Source organism: Arsenicicoccus sp. UBA6765 (assembly GCF_002453335.1).
Lineage (GTDB): Bacteria > Actinomycetota > Actinomycetes > Actinomycetales > Dermatophilaceae > Arsenicicoccus > Arsenicicoccus bolidensis.
Genome location: NZ_DKGR01000044.1, coordinates 17833 through 31316, shown reverse-complemented (window position 1 = coordinate 31316; position 13484 = coordinate 17833). Strand labels below are relative to the sequence as shown.

At 72.0% G+C, this 13484-nt stretch carries 12 protein-coding genes; 5 read left to right on the top strand and 7 right to left on the bottom strand.

Annotated elements, in window-relative coordinates:
- Nucleotides 1–132 precede the first annotated feature (132 nt).
- A complete protein-coding gene (locus tag B4K29_RS12195; RefSeq protein ID WP_019286590.1) occupies nucleotides 133–807 on the bottom strand; it encodes a response regulator in 675 nt (224 codons plus the stop codon).
- On the bottom strand, nucleotides 804–2096 hold the full coding sequence (locus tag B4K29_RS12190) for a sensor histidine kinase (protein ID WP_286967467.1): 1293 nt from the start codon (nucleotides 2094–2096) through the stop codon (nucleotides 804–806). Before B4K29_RS12190 ends, B4K29_RS12195 begins: the two co-directional genes overlap by 4 nt.
- A gap of 538 nt (nucleotides 2097–2634) precedes the next feature.
- Between B4K29_RS12190 and B4K29_RS12185 the strand changes: the two genes are divergently transcribed.
- Nucleotides 2635–3264, top strand: a complete 630-nt coding sequence (locus B4K29_RS12185) for a DUF559 domain-containing protein (RefSeq protein ID WP_239261984.1) — start codon at nucleotides 2635–2637, stop codon at nucleotides 3262–3264.
- A 101-nt stretch (nucleotides 3265–3365) separates the two neighbouring features.
- Here B4K29_RS12185 and hutI read toward each other — a convergent pair whose 3' ends face one another.
- From hutI to B4K29_RS12170, 3 genes are read right to left on the bottom strand one after another with little or no spacing between them, the layout of a single operon-like run.
- On the bottom strand, nucleotides 3366–4613 hold the full coding sequence (gene hutI / locus B4K29_RS12180; RefSeq protein WP_029211974.1) for an imidazolonepropionase: 1248 nt from the start codon (nucleotides 4611–4613) through the stop codon (nucleotides 3366–3368).
- The gene (locus tag B4K29_RS12175; RefSeq protein ID WP_286967466.1) at nucleotides 4610–5959 is read right to left on the bottom strand and encodes a formimidoylglutamate deiminase; all 1350 of its coding nucleotides are present in this window, start codon (nucleotides 5957–5959) and stop codon (nucleotides 4610–4612) included. The genes hutI and B4K29_RS12175 overlap by 4 nt, the downstream gene beginning before the upstream one ends.
- Before the next feature lie 60 nt (nucleotides 5960–6019).
- On the bottom strand, nucleotides 6020–7270 hold the full coding sequence (locus tag B4K29_RS12170) for an allantoate amidohydrolase (protein WP_286967464.1): 1251 nt from the start codon (nucleotides 7268–7270) through the stop codon (nucleotides 6020–6022).
- An 83-nt stretch (nucleotides 7271–7353) separates the two neighbouring features.
- Between B4K29_RS12170 and B4K29_RS12165 the strand changes: the two genes are divergently transcribed.
- Genes B4K29_RS12165 through B4K29_RS12150 form a run of 4 tightly spaced genes read left to right on the top strand, consistent with a single transcriptional unit; the run spans nucleotide 7354 to nucleotide 10791 of the window.
- Nucleotides 7354–8346 carry an ABC transporter ATP-binding protein gene (locus B4K29_RS12165; protein ID WP_286959973.1) on the top strand — a complete coding sequence of 331 codons (993 nt, stop codon included), beginning with the start codon at nucleotides 7354–7356 and terminating at the stop codon, nucleotides 8344–8346.
- On the top strand, nucleotides 8343–9098 hold the full coding sequence (locus B4K29_RS12160; protein ID WP_286967462.1) for an ABC transporter permease: 756 nt from the start codon (nucleotides 8343–8345) through the stop codon (nucleotides 9096–9098). The genes B4K29_RS12165 and B4K29_RS12160 overlap by 4 nt, the downstream gene beginning before the upstream one ends.
- A complete protein-coding gene (locus B4K29_RS12155) occupies nucleotides 9035–10186 on the top strand; it encodes a sensor histidine kinase (RefSeq protein ID WP_084412826.1) in 1152 nt (383 codons plus the stop codon). Before B4K29_RS12160 ends, B4K29_RS12155 begins: the two co-directional genes overlap by 64 nt.
- On the top strand, nucleotides 10183–10791 hold the full coding sequence (locus tag B4K29_RS12150; RefSeq protein WP_029211968.1) for a response regulator transcription factor: 609 nt from the start codon (nucleotides 10183–10185) through the stop codon (nucleotides 10789–10791). The genes B4K29_RS12155 and B4K29_RS12150 overlap by 4 nt, the downstream gene beginning before the upstream one ends.
- A gap of 151 nt (nucleotides 10792–10942) precedes the next feature.
- Here the strand turns inward: B4K29_RS12150 and B4K29_RS12145 are convergent, their stop codons facing one another.
- Both B4K29_RS12145 and B4K29_RS12140 read right to left on the bottom strand, forming a co-directional pair.
- Entirely contained in the window at nucleotides 10943–11857 is a 915-nt protein-coding gene (locus tag B4K29_RS12145; protein ID WP_286967460.1) for an endonuclease domain-containing protein, read from the bottom strand.
- Between the two features lie 181 nt (nucleotides 11858–12038).
- Nucleotides 12039–13454, bottom strand: coding sequence for a purine-cytosine permease family protein (locus B4K29_RS12140; RefSeq protein ID WP_286967458.1), 1416 nt, complete (start codon nucleotides 13452–13454; stop codon nucleotides 12039–12041).
- Nucleotides 13455–13484 lie beyond the last annotated feature (30 nt).

Here is a 13484-nt window from a genome sequence, read left to right as displayed (position 1 = left end):
GGGTCGCTCCGTCTGGTCGTCGGACATCGCTGGTGCGCGGTCGATGTCGACGCTAGGGAGCGGCCGGTGTCGCCCGGATCGACCTGCGGTCTCGACCCCGGGGGCGACCCGAGGACCACGGGCGCAGCGGGCCTACGACTGCGGTCGCACGAGCCCTGTGTCGTAGGCGAGGACGACCATCTGCACCCGGTCTCGCAGGTGGAGCTTGGCGAGGATCCGCCCGACGTGGGTCTTGACGGTGGCCTCGGCCACATAGAGCTCGGCCGCGATCTCCTGGTTGGAGCGCCCCTGCCCCACCGCGAGCAGCACCTCGCGCTCCCGCTCGGTCAGCGGGGCGAGCCGCTCCTCGGCGCTCCGCAGGGGCTCGTGCTCGTCGGGCAGCCCGGGCAGGAACCTCTCGAGCAGGCGCCGGGTCGCGCTCGGGGCGACGACCGAGTCTCCTTGGTGCACAGCGCGTATGGCGGCCAGCAGCTCCGCCGGGCCCGCGTCCTTGAGGAGGAAGCCGCCGGCACCGGCCTTGAGCGCGGTGTGGACGTACTCGTCGAGGTCGAAGGTCGTGAGCACGAGGACCTTGGCCGCGGCGCCCGAGGCCACGATCCGTCGGGTCGCCTCAACGCCGTCCATGCGTGGCATCCGGATGTCCATGAGCACCACGTCGGCCTGCGCGGCCAGCTCGACCGCCGCCGCGCCGTCGCCCACCTCACCCACGACCTGCATGTCGGGCTGGGCGTCCAGCACCATCCGGAAGCCCATCCGCACCAGCTCCTGGTCGTCCGCCAGCAGCAGCCTGATCTGCTCGTCGCTCACTCGCGCTCCCGTCGTCGTCCCGTCGTGACCGGGACCGGCACGGTGGGCGCCGTCGGCGGCGCCTCCGGGTCCCGCGTCGGCAGGCTAGCAAGCACCTCGAACCCATCCCCGACCCGCTCCCGGGCCGTGAAGGTCCCGCCGATCGACGCCATCCGCTCGCGCATCCCGATCAGCCCATGGCCGCGCCCGTCCGACCCGCCACCTGGACCCCGACCCGTGTCGCGCACGGCCAGCTCGACCCGGTCCGGGTGGTGAGCGAGCTCGACCCGCACGGTCGCCGCCGGTCCCGCGTGCTTGAGGGCGTTGGTCAGCGCCTCCTGCACCACGCGGTAGGCCGCCATCTGCTGCGCCGGCCCGAGCGCCTCGTGCACCCGCTCGTCGCCGACCTGCGTCAGGGTCGCCGGCAAGCCCGCGTCGTTGACGTGCGCCACCAGCTCCTCTACCTGCTCGAGCGTGGCCTGCGGGGTGTAGGCCGCCGCCTCCCCCTCCTCGCGCAGCACCCCCACGAGGCGCCGGGTCTCGCCGAGCGCGCCCCGGGCGGTGTCGCCGATCGTGGCGAGCGTCCGGGCGGCGACCATGCGCGAGGCGTCGACGTCACCGTGCTCCACGGCATACGACGCTCCGTCCGCCTGGACCACGATCACGCTGAGCGAGTGCGCGACGACGTCATGCATCTCGCGCGCGATCCGGGCCCGCTCCTCCTGCGCGGCGAGGCGCGCCATCGAGTCGTGTTCGCGCTCCAGGGAGTCCGCCCGGTCGCGCAGGCTCTGCACCATGTCGCGCCGCTGCCTCGCGAGGGCCCCGGGCACGAAGCACGCGACGCTCATGGCGGCGACGAACACCCAGCTGATGACGGCGTACTCCACGCGCTGCGCGCCGGCAGGCCGGACCCAGTTGTAGGTCCAGTCCCAGGCGCCCACCACCCCGCCGACCAGCGCGGCCGCGAGCCACCAGTAGCGCCACCGCGGGTGCCCGTGGGCCGCGACCGCGTAGAGCATCATGAGCGCCGCGAGGTTCTGGGGCATGACGTTGTCAGCGATCACGAGCTGGACCACGCAGCCGAGCGCGACCGCCACAATGGCCGGGTCGGGCCTGGTGCGGCGCCACACGAGGGGCAGGCTGGTGCCGAGGAGGGTCCACGCGAGCCAGCCCACCCAGCCGACGGTGAGCTCGTCGAGCACGCCTGCCGACACGACGAGGCAGAGCAGGGTGACGACCCCCGCCCAGAAGGCGTCGACCAGCATGACGTGCTCGCGGAGCCACCGCTGGAGCCTTAAGAACGCACGCATCCCTCCACGCTAGAGGTGCGGGCGGCGCCGGGTCGTCATACCGCGGTCTGATCCTCCCCCTCCACTCTGGGTCCTCTGCCACCGCCCCCGCCGACGCCCACCCCCACGCCCTGCGCTCTCGGCCCCCCACCACTCGTTGAGAGGCGACAGATGGGGGTTCTGGGCGCGTCATAACCCCCATCTGTCGCCTCTCATTGGGCGGCGGCAGCGCAGTGGACAACCTCTCAGACTACATTTGCTGCCATTTACGATAGTTTGCGTGCGCTCACCTTCTCCCCTGCCCGACCCGTATGACGCCGAGCCCTTCAGGACGTCCGACGCCATGGCCTCCGGGGTCTCACGCGATCGACTGCGAGCACCCGACACTCGAGCCCCTCATCACGGCGTCAGGTCCCCGCTCCCTCTCCTCGGCATCGAGCAGGCCGCGAAGGACGCGCTACCGGTGCTGCCGCCGGCGCACGCGTTCAGCAACGTGACCGCCGCCCGTCTCATGGGGATGCCATGGCCGACGCGGTGGACACCGGACGAGCCGGTTCACGTGGTCACCCGGAGCGGACAGTTCCACCTCGAGCGGCCGGGGATCGTCAACCACCGAGGGTTGCAGCGACGCCGAACCATCCTGCTGGAGAACGGCCTGACCTGCACCGATGACCTCCACACCTGGGCCGACGCAGCCTCGTCGCTGTCGGTGGACGAGCTGATCGCAGCGGGCGACTGGATCCTTCGACCACGCTCCACCCGCACCGTCGGGGACCTTGCGAGCGTCCTGCCTCGCAGGATGCGCGGCGTGCGCACGGCGCGGGCGGCCCTGCTGGAGATCCGTCCTGGATCGGCGAGTCCCATGGAGACCAAGACCCGACTTCAGCTGGTGCGCGGGGGCCTGCCCGAGCCGGAGCTCAACGTGACCGTGACGGACGAGGGAGGGTGGCTGGGGATCGTGGACCTGTTCTGGAGGCGGTGGCGGTTGGTGGTGGAGTACGACGGTCGTCACCACGTGGAGCGTCAAAAGACCTGGGAGCGAGACGTGGCCCGGGAGAGGGCCTTTCGCGATGCGGGGTACGACTACGAGCGCCTCATCAGCAGGAACGTCAACGGCCGCACCCCCGACGCCCTGGCGATCGTGCGGCGTGCCCTGGTGCGCGCCGGGTGGCGTCCAGGGGTGGCTTGACGCCGGCATGGGCCTCCCAGGTGGGTCGCTCCGCCCATCCCCCACGTTGAGAGGCGACAAATGGGGGCCATCCAGGCCTCATAACCTCCATTTGTCGCCTCTCAACGAGGCGGTGGGGTGAGGTCGAGGGCGGTCGCGATGGGGACGCCGGCGCGATAGCTCAGGTGCACGTAGGACGGGGCGTCGAGCACCGTCAGATCCGCGCGCGCCCCCACCGCGAGGTGGCCGACGTCGTTGCGCCGCAGCGCGCGAGCCCCGCCGAGGGTCACCGCGAGGAGGGCCTCGGCGGGCGTCATACCCATCTCGCGCACGGCCAGGGCCACCACGAAGGGGATCGACGAGGAGTAGCAGGTGCCCGGGTTGCAGTCGGTCGCGAGCGCTACCGAGACCCCGGCGTCGAGCAGGGCGCGCGCATCGGGATAGGGCGAGCGGGTGGAGAACTCGACGCCGGGCAGCAGGGTCGCGGTCGTGGTGCCGGCCGCCCCCACGAGCGCGTCCACGTCGGCCGGGGACAGATAGGTGCAGTGGTCGACCGACGCCGCCTCGAGCTCGCACGCCAGCTGGACGCCCGGGCCGTGGCCGAGCTGGTTGCCGTGGACGCGCAGCTCCAGCCCCGCCTCGCGGCACGCGAGCAGCACCGCCCGCGCCTCGTCGCCGTCGAACGCGTGCGCCGACGCCGGCTCGCAGAACACGTCGCCCCACACCGCGTAGGGCGCGCACGCCTCCAGCATCGGTCCGGTCACCAGGGACACGTAGTCCGCACGGCGGGAACGGAACTCGGGCGGGACGACGTGCGCCCCGAGGAAGGTCGTCTCCTCGATCCCGGCCTCGCACGCCAGGCGCAGCGCCCGCGCCTCGTCCTCCACGGTGAGCCCGTAGCCCGACTTGACCTCGACGGTGGTCGTGCCCTGCGCGCGCATCTCGAGGACCCGGTCGAGCAGCAGGTCGAGCAGCTCCTCGTCGGACGCGGCGCGGGTGGCGGCCACGGACACGGCGATCCCGCCCCCGTCGTAGGGCTGTCCCGTCATCCGCGCCGCGAACTCCTCGCCGCGGTCCCCCGCGAACATCAGGTGGGCGTGCGAGTCGACGAATCCCGGCACCACGCAACGGCCCCCGACGGACAGCACCTCGTCGGCGGCGGGTGCGTCGGCCGCGCGCCCCACCCAGGCGACGTGGCCACGGTCGGGCACCGGCTCGCCCTCGATCATCCGGTATGCCGACGCGCCCGCCGCAGGGACCTCCTCGAGCACGACGGCGGCGTCCTGCAGGACTCCGAGGGGTGATCCGTCGCCGAGCTCGGGCGAGCAGGTGACGAGCTGGCCGATGTCGGTGACGAGGACTGCGGTCACGGCTCCTCCAGGAGGGCATCGAGGGCGGTGCGGAGCATGAGGGCGACCGAGCCGATGCGGTGGCGGCCGCCCTCCACGACGGGCTGGCCGCCGACGACGACGGTGTCGACGTCGCCCGCGGTGGCGGCGAAGAGGACCTGCGCGGGCTTGGCGCCGACGGTGCGGACGCTGTCGAGGCGGACGTTGCACAGGTCGGCGAGCGCCCCGACCTCGAGGCGGCCGCCGTCCTCCCAGCCGAGCGAGGCATAGCCCTGGCGGGTGCCGAAGTCGACGAGCTCGGCGGGGTCGAAGCGCCCGCGCTCGTTGGTGACGAGCCGCTCGTGCATCTCGAGGGAGCGCAGCTCGCCCCAGGGGTCGATGGACACGTGCTGGTCGGTGCCGATCGACAGGCGCGCGCCGGCGCGGTGCAGGTCGCGGGCGGGCCCGATGCCGTCCGCCAGGTCGCGCTCGGTGAGGGGGCAGAAGCACGTGCCGGTGCCGCTGTCGCCGAGCAGCCGCACGTCCTCCTCGGTGAGGTGGGTGGCGTGGACCGCGGTCGTCATGGGCCCGAGCACCCCCTGCTCGTGCAGGAGCTGGGTCGGGGTGCGGCCGTAGCACGCGAGCGTGGCGGCGTTCTCGGCGAGCTGCTCGGACAGGTGCACGTGCAGCGGGACGGGTGAGCGGTGCACGCCGAGACCCGCGCGGGCGGCCTCGGCGACGACGCCGAGCTGCTCGCGGGGGACGGCCCGCACGGAGTGGATGGCGGCGCCGACGCGGGACATGGGGCCCTCGCGGAGCTGGCCTACGCGGGCGGCCCAGCCCTCGGCCGTCCCGTCGCCGAACCTGCGCTGGTAGGGGTCGAGCGGCAGGTAGCCCGACCCGTCGAGCCCGCCCGTGAGATAGCAGGTGTCGAGCAGGGTGAGGCGGATCCCGGCCTCGGCGGCGGCCTGCTGGACGGCGTGCCCCATGGCGTTGGGGTCGGGATAGGGGGTGCCGTCCTCCTGGTGGTGGACGTAGTGGAACTCGCCGACGCAGGTGAACCCCGCGAGCACCATCTCCGCGAAGGTCGCCCGCGCGAGGTCGAGGTAGGTGTCGGGCTGCAGGTGGCTCATGAGGGAGTACATCCGCTCGCGCCAGGACCAGAAGTCGCCGCCGTTGCCGTGGGTGCGCCCGCGCAGCCCGCGGTGGAAGGCATGGCTGTGGACGTTGGCCAGGCCGGGGAAGGTCACGCCGTGGAGCTTGATGTCGTGCGGCCGGGGATGGGTGCGGACGTCGATGGCGGTGATCCGGTCCTCGGACACCGTCGTGCGCACGCCGTTGGTGATCCCGGACGGCAGCAGCGCGTGCTCCGACCAGAACGTGGTCATGACCCGTGGCCCCCTCGAATCGACCCAGTCGTCGGCCTCGGCGTCGGCGACGCCCCCACCCTATCCCCCGGCCGGTGCCGCGAGGTCGGTGACGACGGCCGTCAGCGCATCGAGCCCGGCGTGGCAGTCGGCGACCTCGGCGTGCTCGTCGGGGGCGTGCGAGACGCCGGTTCGGTTGCGCACGAAGAGCATCGCGGTCGGCACGCCCGCGTTGGTCAGGATGCCGGCGTCATGGCCGGCCCCGGTGCCGAGCAGGGGCGCGTCGTCGAGCAGCGTGGACAGCCGGGCGGCCAGGTCCGCGTCGAACGTCGTCTCCGGGGTCCACGACTCGCAGACCGGCTCCGCCGCAGGCCGTATGCCGCTGTCGCGCGCCACCGCCTCGACGACCTCCCGCACGTCCGCCGCCACCGGACCGCGCGCGTCGAGCCACGCGGTGACGGCGGAGGGGATGGCGTTGACGCCGCCGGGGTCGACGCGGGTCTTGCCGATGGTGGCCACGCAGCCGTGCGCGGTGGCGGCGGTGCGGGCGGTGAGGATCGCGGACGCGAGGCGCAGCATCGGGTCGTCGCGGTCCTCGAGGCGGGTGGTGCCGGCGTGGTTGGCCTGCCCCGCGAGGTCGAGGCGCCAGCGGCCGTGCGGCCAGATGGCGGTGCCGACGGCGACGGGCCGGTCCAGGTCGGCGAGGCCGCGGCCCTGCTCGACGTGCAGCTCGACGAAGGTGCCCACGCGGGAGAGGGCCTCGTCGTCGCGCCCGATCGCGTCGGGGTCGCGCCCGGCGTCCCGCAGCGCCTCGGCGAGGGTCACGCCGTCGTTGTCACGCAGCCCGAGCGCCCGCTCCGGCGTCATCGCCCCCGTCACGACGCGGGAGCCGATGCACGCCACCCCGAACCTCGCGCCCTCCTCGTCCACGAAGTTCACGACCCCGATCGGCACGGTCGGCTCGTGCCCGGCCGCCCGCAGCGCGTCGACGGTGGCGAGGGCGGTGACCACGCCGAGCGGCCCGTCATACGCCCCGCCGTCCGGCACCGAGTCCAGGTGCGAGCCGATCGCCACGCCCTGCACCCCGCGGGCCCGCGCCGCGTCGACGTCGCCCCACCACGCCCACTGGTTGCCGGCCAGGTCCTCGACGACGTCCAGGCCGCGCCGGGCGCACTCCCCCGCGAACCACTCCCGCAGCGTCGCGTCCTCGCGCGTCCACGCGAACCTCCGGTAGCCCCCTGACCCGCCGTCCCGCCCCACCGGGGCGAGCTCGCCCCACATCCGGTCCAGCTCTGCGTGGGCGGGGGTCTGGGAGGCGGTCGGCGTCGACATACCGCCAACCTATGACACCTGTCACCCGGGACTCGTGACAGGACCCGCACGGCCCCGTCGGCGCAGGTCAGCAGGCTGGAGACATGACGACGACGACAGCACCCGCGGTGGAGCTGCGGGACCTGCGCAAGACCTTCAAGGGCACGGGCAAGGGGGCCAAGGGCAAGCCCGGCTCTCGCACCGTGACCGCGGTCGACGGCCTCGACCTGACGATCGAGCCGGGCGAGGTGGTGGCCTTCCTCGGCCCCAACGGCGCCGGCAAGACCACCACCTTGGACATGGTCCTCGGGCTCACCGAGCCCACCAGCGGGACCGCCCGGACGTATGGCGAGGACCCCCGTCGAGCGGTCGCCGCCGGACGCGTGTCGGCGGTGCTGCAGAGCGGCGGGCTGCTCCCCGACCTCACCGTCCGCGAGACGGTGCAGCTGATCGCCTCGACCTTCCCGCAGCACGAGAGCGTCGACTCGGTCCTGCAGCGGGCAGGCCTTTCCGGGCTCGCGGGTCGCCGCGTGTCCAAGTGCTCCGGCGGCGAGCAGCAGCGGCTGCGCTTCGCGATGGCGCTGCTGCCCTCGCCCGACCTGCTGGTCCTCGACGAGCCCACGGCCGGGATGGACGTCACCGCCCGGCGGGACTTCTGGTCGACCATGCACGCCGACGCCGACGCGGGCCGCACCGTCGTGTTCGCCACGCACTACCTGGAGGAGGCCGAGGACTTCGCCCGGCGCATCGTCCTGGTCGCCGGCGGGCGGGTCGTCGCCGACGGGACCACCGCCGAGCTGCGCGCCCGGGCGACCGGGCGGCTCGTCAGCGCGGAGATCGGGGCGGGCGAGCTCGCCCGCGTGACGGACGTGCTGCAGCGGGTGGCAGGCGTCGACCACGTCGACCACACGGGGACGGCGGCCAGCGGCATACGGGTCGTGGTGCGCTGCACCGACTCCGACGGGGTCGCCCGGGTCCTGCTGGGCGACCTCGGCGCCCGCGAGCTGGAGGTCTCGCGCGGCTCCCTCGACCAGACCTTCCTCGAGATCACCGAGCAGGCCGAGCAGGCCGCCGCAGCCACGGAGGACGTGCGATGAACGCCACTTACTACCGCCTCGAGGTCCTGCGCTTCGTCCGTGACCGGGTGGGGCTGTTCTTCACCGTCGGCATCCCGCTGTTCATGTACCTCGTCTTCGGCGCGGCCCAGTCCTTCGGCAAGGAGAACGCCGGCCACGGCAACGTGACCTTCTACATCATGGTGTCGATGGCGGCCTACGGCGCCGTCACCGCCACGACCGGCATCGGCGCCTCGGCCGCGACCGAGCGCAGCCTGGGCTGGGGACGCCAGCTGGGGCTGACCCCGCTCAAGGATCGCACCTTCGTCTCCGTCAAGGTCCTGGTCGCCCTCACCATCGCGGTGATCCCCATCGCCCTGATCTATGCGGCGGGCGCGCTGACCGGAGCCCGGGCCGACGGGCTCGCCTGGGTCCTGTGCCCGCTCATCACCATCGCCGGAGCGGCCGCGTTCGCGCTCTACGGCCTCGTCTTCGGGCTCTGGCTGCGCAGCGAGTCGGCGGTCTCGGCGGCCAGCGGCTCCCTGGTGATCCTCGCGTTCCTCGGCAACATCTTCATCCCGCTCGAGGGCGTCCTGCTCACCATCGCCCGGTTCACCCCGCTCTACGGCCTGGTCCAGCTGAGCCGCTACCCGCTCACCGAGGGCCGCGTCATGTCCGGCGACGTCCTGATCAACGAGGGCCTGTGGATCCCCGTTGCTAACGTGGCCGCATGGCTGACGCTCCTCGCGATCCTGGCGACCTGGCTCGTGCGCCGCAGCCGGGGACGGCAGTGAGCGGAGCCCACCCGACCCTCGAGAACCCGTGGAGCCGCTACGGGTGGGTGATGGCCGCCGTCTGGCTCGCCTTCCTCGGCTTCCCGGTGATCGAGGTCCTGCAGGACTCCGCGCCGACCTGGCTCAAGGGCATCGCGCTGGCCGCGATCGCGTGCTTCGCGTTCGTCTACGTCTGGTCGATGAACCGGCTCTGGGCCTTCGGCGAGGGCCGGCGCGTCAACCCCGCCGCCGTGCGGTGGTACGCCGTGCTGATCGCGCTCTGCCTGGTCACGGTGCCGGTGCTGGGCGTCGAGGTCGTCGGGATGTCGCCCTTCCTGCTGAGCTTCGCGATGTTCACGTTCCCGCTGCGCCACGCCTTCGGCATCGCCGGGGTGCTGCTCGCCCTCGCCGTCGGGCTCCCTTGGTGGGCCGGGGTGTTCGGCAGCTTCGGCTTCCTCACGATCATCCTGGCGATCGTCTTCATCTCCACCGCGGTGACCCGGGTCGCCAACGACAAGGAGTTCGACTACACCCGCACCAAGGACGCCCTGCGCATCGCCTCCGAGCGCGAGCGGGTGGCCCGCGACGTGCACGACGTCCTCGGGCACTCCCTGACCGTGGTCGCGGTCAAGACCGAGCTCGCCGAGCGGCTGCTGGACGTCGACGTCGAGCGGGCCCGCGCCGAGCTGATCGAGATCCGCTCGCTGACCCGCACCGCCCTCGCCGAGATCCGCGAGACCGTGGGTGGGCTGCGGGTCGCGTCGCTCGGCGACGAGGTCGAGGGCGCCCGTATGGCGCTCACCGGTGCCGGCATCGCCGCCGACCTGCCGGGCGACCTCACCGTGGTCGACCCACGTCACCGCACGGTCCTCGCGTGGGTGCTGCGCGAGGCCGTCACCAATGTCGTGCGGCACTCCGGGGCGGGGCGGTGCGCCATTCGACTCTCGGCCGCAGGCCTGGTCGTCGAGGACGACGGGCGCGGGCTGCGAGGAGCCAAGGAGGGCAACGGCATCCGCGGGCTGCGCGAGCGGGTCGCCGGCGCCGGAGGATCCCTGATGCTCGGCCCCGGACCGGACGGGCGGGGCACCCGACTGGAGGTGCGGCTATGACGATCCGCCTGCTGCTGGCCGACGACCAGGCCATGGTGCGTGGGGCCCTCGCGGCGCTGCTCGACCTGGAGACCGACCTCGAGGTCGTGGCGCAGGTCGGCCGCGGCGACGAGGTGCTCGGCGCGGTCCGCGTGACCTCGCCCGACGTGTGCCTGCTCGACATCGAGATGCCCGGCCTCGACGGCCTGGAGGTGGCGTCGCAGCTGGCTCGCGAAGCACCGGGCGTCCGCTCGCTGATCGTGACGACCTTCGGGCGGCCGGGCTACGTGCGGCGGGCGCTCGAGGCGGGGGCCAGTGGCTTCGTCGTCAAGGACGCGCCAGCCTCCGAGCTCGCCGAGGCCGTGCGGCGCGTGCACGCGGGGCTCCGCGTGGTCGACCCCGCGCTGGCGACCGAGTCCCTCTACGGCGGCGCCTCGCCACTGACGGCGCGCGAGCGCGAGACCCTGCAGCTCGCGATGGAGGGCCACCGCGCTCCCGACATCGCGGCGCGCCTGTTCCTCTCACCGGGGACCGTCCGCAACCACCTGTCCTCCGCGATCGCCAAGACCGGCACCTCGACGGCCGTCGAGGCGGCGCGCGAGGCCCAGTCCCGCGGCTGGCTCTGACCACCCGCACCTTCACGCGCTCCCAGCTCACAAACGCACGACCCCGACGCCCCACCCCGCACCTTCGCGCGCTCCCAGCTCACAAACGCACGACCCCGACGCCCCACCCCGCACCTTCACGCGCTCCCAGCTCACCAATACCGACCAGGGCTCAGGCACTGACACGTGCACGCTGGTCGGCAAGCGCCTCCCTGACGGCGCGCATGGTGTCGGCGTGGTGCTGGAAGTAGTCGGTCTTGTTGACGATGATCACGCGATAGCCCATCCGCTCGAGCAGGTTTCGTCGCGATTCGTCGGCCACCCTCTGCTCCGCCGAGGCGAAGTGGTGCGCACCGTTGTACTCCACCACGAGACGTTCTGCCCGCCACAGGAAGTCCGCGTAGGCCAGGACCCGCCCGGCCCCGTCGGCGATAGGTGCATTGAGCTCCGGCTCCGGCAGACCCTCACGCGCAAAGTCCTGGCGCAGCCGCGATTCCATGACGGAGTTGGTTCCGGCCCGCACCTCGGCACGCGCTGAGCGAGCCGCCACGAGCCCCGGCGACCGGATGCTCAGCCCCGAGTCGAGATCTTCTACCGAGCGATTCGACTTCCAGCTGCAGATCGCATCTCCCAGGACGACCAGATCCGTATGGCTCATCGAGTCGGCCAGCTGGCGGAACAGGTGCTCCGGCGCGATGACCCGTCGATCGAGCCCTGGTACGACAACCGTCGGGATGTCGCTTGACGACAATCGATGCCCCCTCACGGTCCGGTGCCGTGGCGGCGTGCCTCCGTGCCGACCCACGTCCAACCAAGGTCGCGGACTGGCGGTCCACCTCGCGGGCAGACCCAGGCCGAGCAGCCAAGCTGCGGACCAGTGGGTGAACACGCAGTCCGATGGCAGGACGAGGGCCAACGCCTGGGCGTCTTCGAGAATGGTCATCGGCATACGACGACCAACGACGCCGTGATGTGGGTGATCCAGCTGACTGATCGCGTACCGCGACATGCCGGATCTCAGAGCCACCGAGGTCGTGAAGAACAGCATCCCGTCGAGCGCTGCCGGAATCGATGCATTAGAGGTCATGCGCCCACGATGAAGGGTGTTTGCGGGTGCTCAACCTCGTTATCCCCAGCCGGGCGATCCAGCCAACAGTTATCCACAACGGGCAGTTGTTCGCTCGGAGCTCACGAAAGCTCGATATGACCCCCGAAAATCGAGACTTTGTGAGCTCCGAGCGCGAAAAGGCGCGAAGACGCGGTGGGGGTCAGGCGTCGAGGACGCCCTCTGGGTAGATGATCCGCGAGGGGTGGCGTGCCGTCCGGCGGGCGTAGGGGTAGTAGAGGGCCGCCGTCACGAGGAGGCCCACGATCCAGGAGATGTCGGCGCCGCCGAGGGCCTTGGTGGCGGGACCGGTGTACATCGCCTGGGCGAGGAAGGGCACCTGCACCGCGATCCCGAGCGCATAGATGAGCAGCGCCCCGCCGTTGACGCTGCCATAGCGACCGCGGGCGTCATACAGCGCCGGCACGTCCACCCGCTCACGCGCGACGAGGTAGTAGTCGACCAGGTTGATGGCGCTCCACGGCGTGAACACCATGAGCAGCACGAGCACGAAGTTCTTGAAGTTGTTGAGGAAGTCGGCGCTGGCGAGCAGGGCCACGAGCACCGACGCGGCGATGAACGCCGTGATGTAGAGCGCTCGCGCGAGCGTCGAGACGCGGGCGGTCCGCTGGAAGGCCGACATGGTGGTGAGCATGGTCATCGAGCCGCCGTACGCGTTGAGGCAGTTGACGGTCAGCTTGCCGACGACGATGACGAGGTAGAACACGATCGCGAGCATGCCGCCGCCGGCCAGCTCGCCGATGAAGCCGACCTGGTTGGCGAGGAAGCCCTTGCCGGTCACGGCGGGCACGGCGGCGATGAGCGCGCCGAGGGTCATCGACCACTGCGATCCGAGCACGCTGCCGGCCAGGGTCGCCCAGAAGGTCTTGGTCTCGGACGTGCCCAGCGGCAGGTAGCGCGAGTAGTCCGCGACATACGGCCCGTAGGTCAGCTGCCAGCCGGCGCCGAGGGAGACCGCCAGGAGAAAGGTGACGATGTCAAAAGGCTTGTGCCCCAGCAGGGCCGGGATGTCGTATGCCGTGAACAGCCGCACGAGCAGGTAGGTCCACGCGATGATGCCGACCACGGTGCCGACGCGCCCCATGGCGTGGATCCAGCGGTAGCCGACGATGGCGACCACCGCCGACAGGATGCCGAACACGACGATGCCGACGTTGGGGCTGTCAAGGCCCATGGTGCGTGAGATCGCCTGTCCTGCAAGGACGGTCCCGGTGGACGCGAAGCCGAGGTACATCAGGACGACGAGGACGAGCGGCACCACCGCGCCGATGACGCCGAACTGCGCCCGGCTCGAGATCATCTGCGGCAGACCGAGTCTCGGCCCCTGGGCGGAGTGCAGGGCCATGACGATCCCGCCGAGCAGGTTGCCGACGAGCGTGCCGACGATCGCCCATAGGGCGTCCGCGCCGAAGATCACGGCGAGCGCGCCGTCCACGATCGCCGTGATCTGCATGTTTGCGCCGAACCAGAGGGTGAGCTGGTTGAGCGGGGTGCCGTGTCGCTCGCTGACGGGGACGACGTCGATGCTGCGGCGTTCGATGCGGGTTGTCTGAGCCATGGGCGTCAGCATGGCCCCCACCAGCCCGTT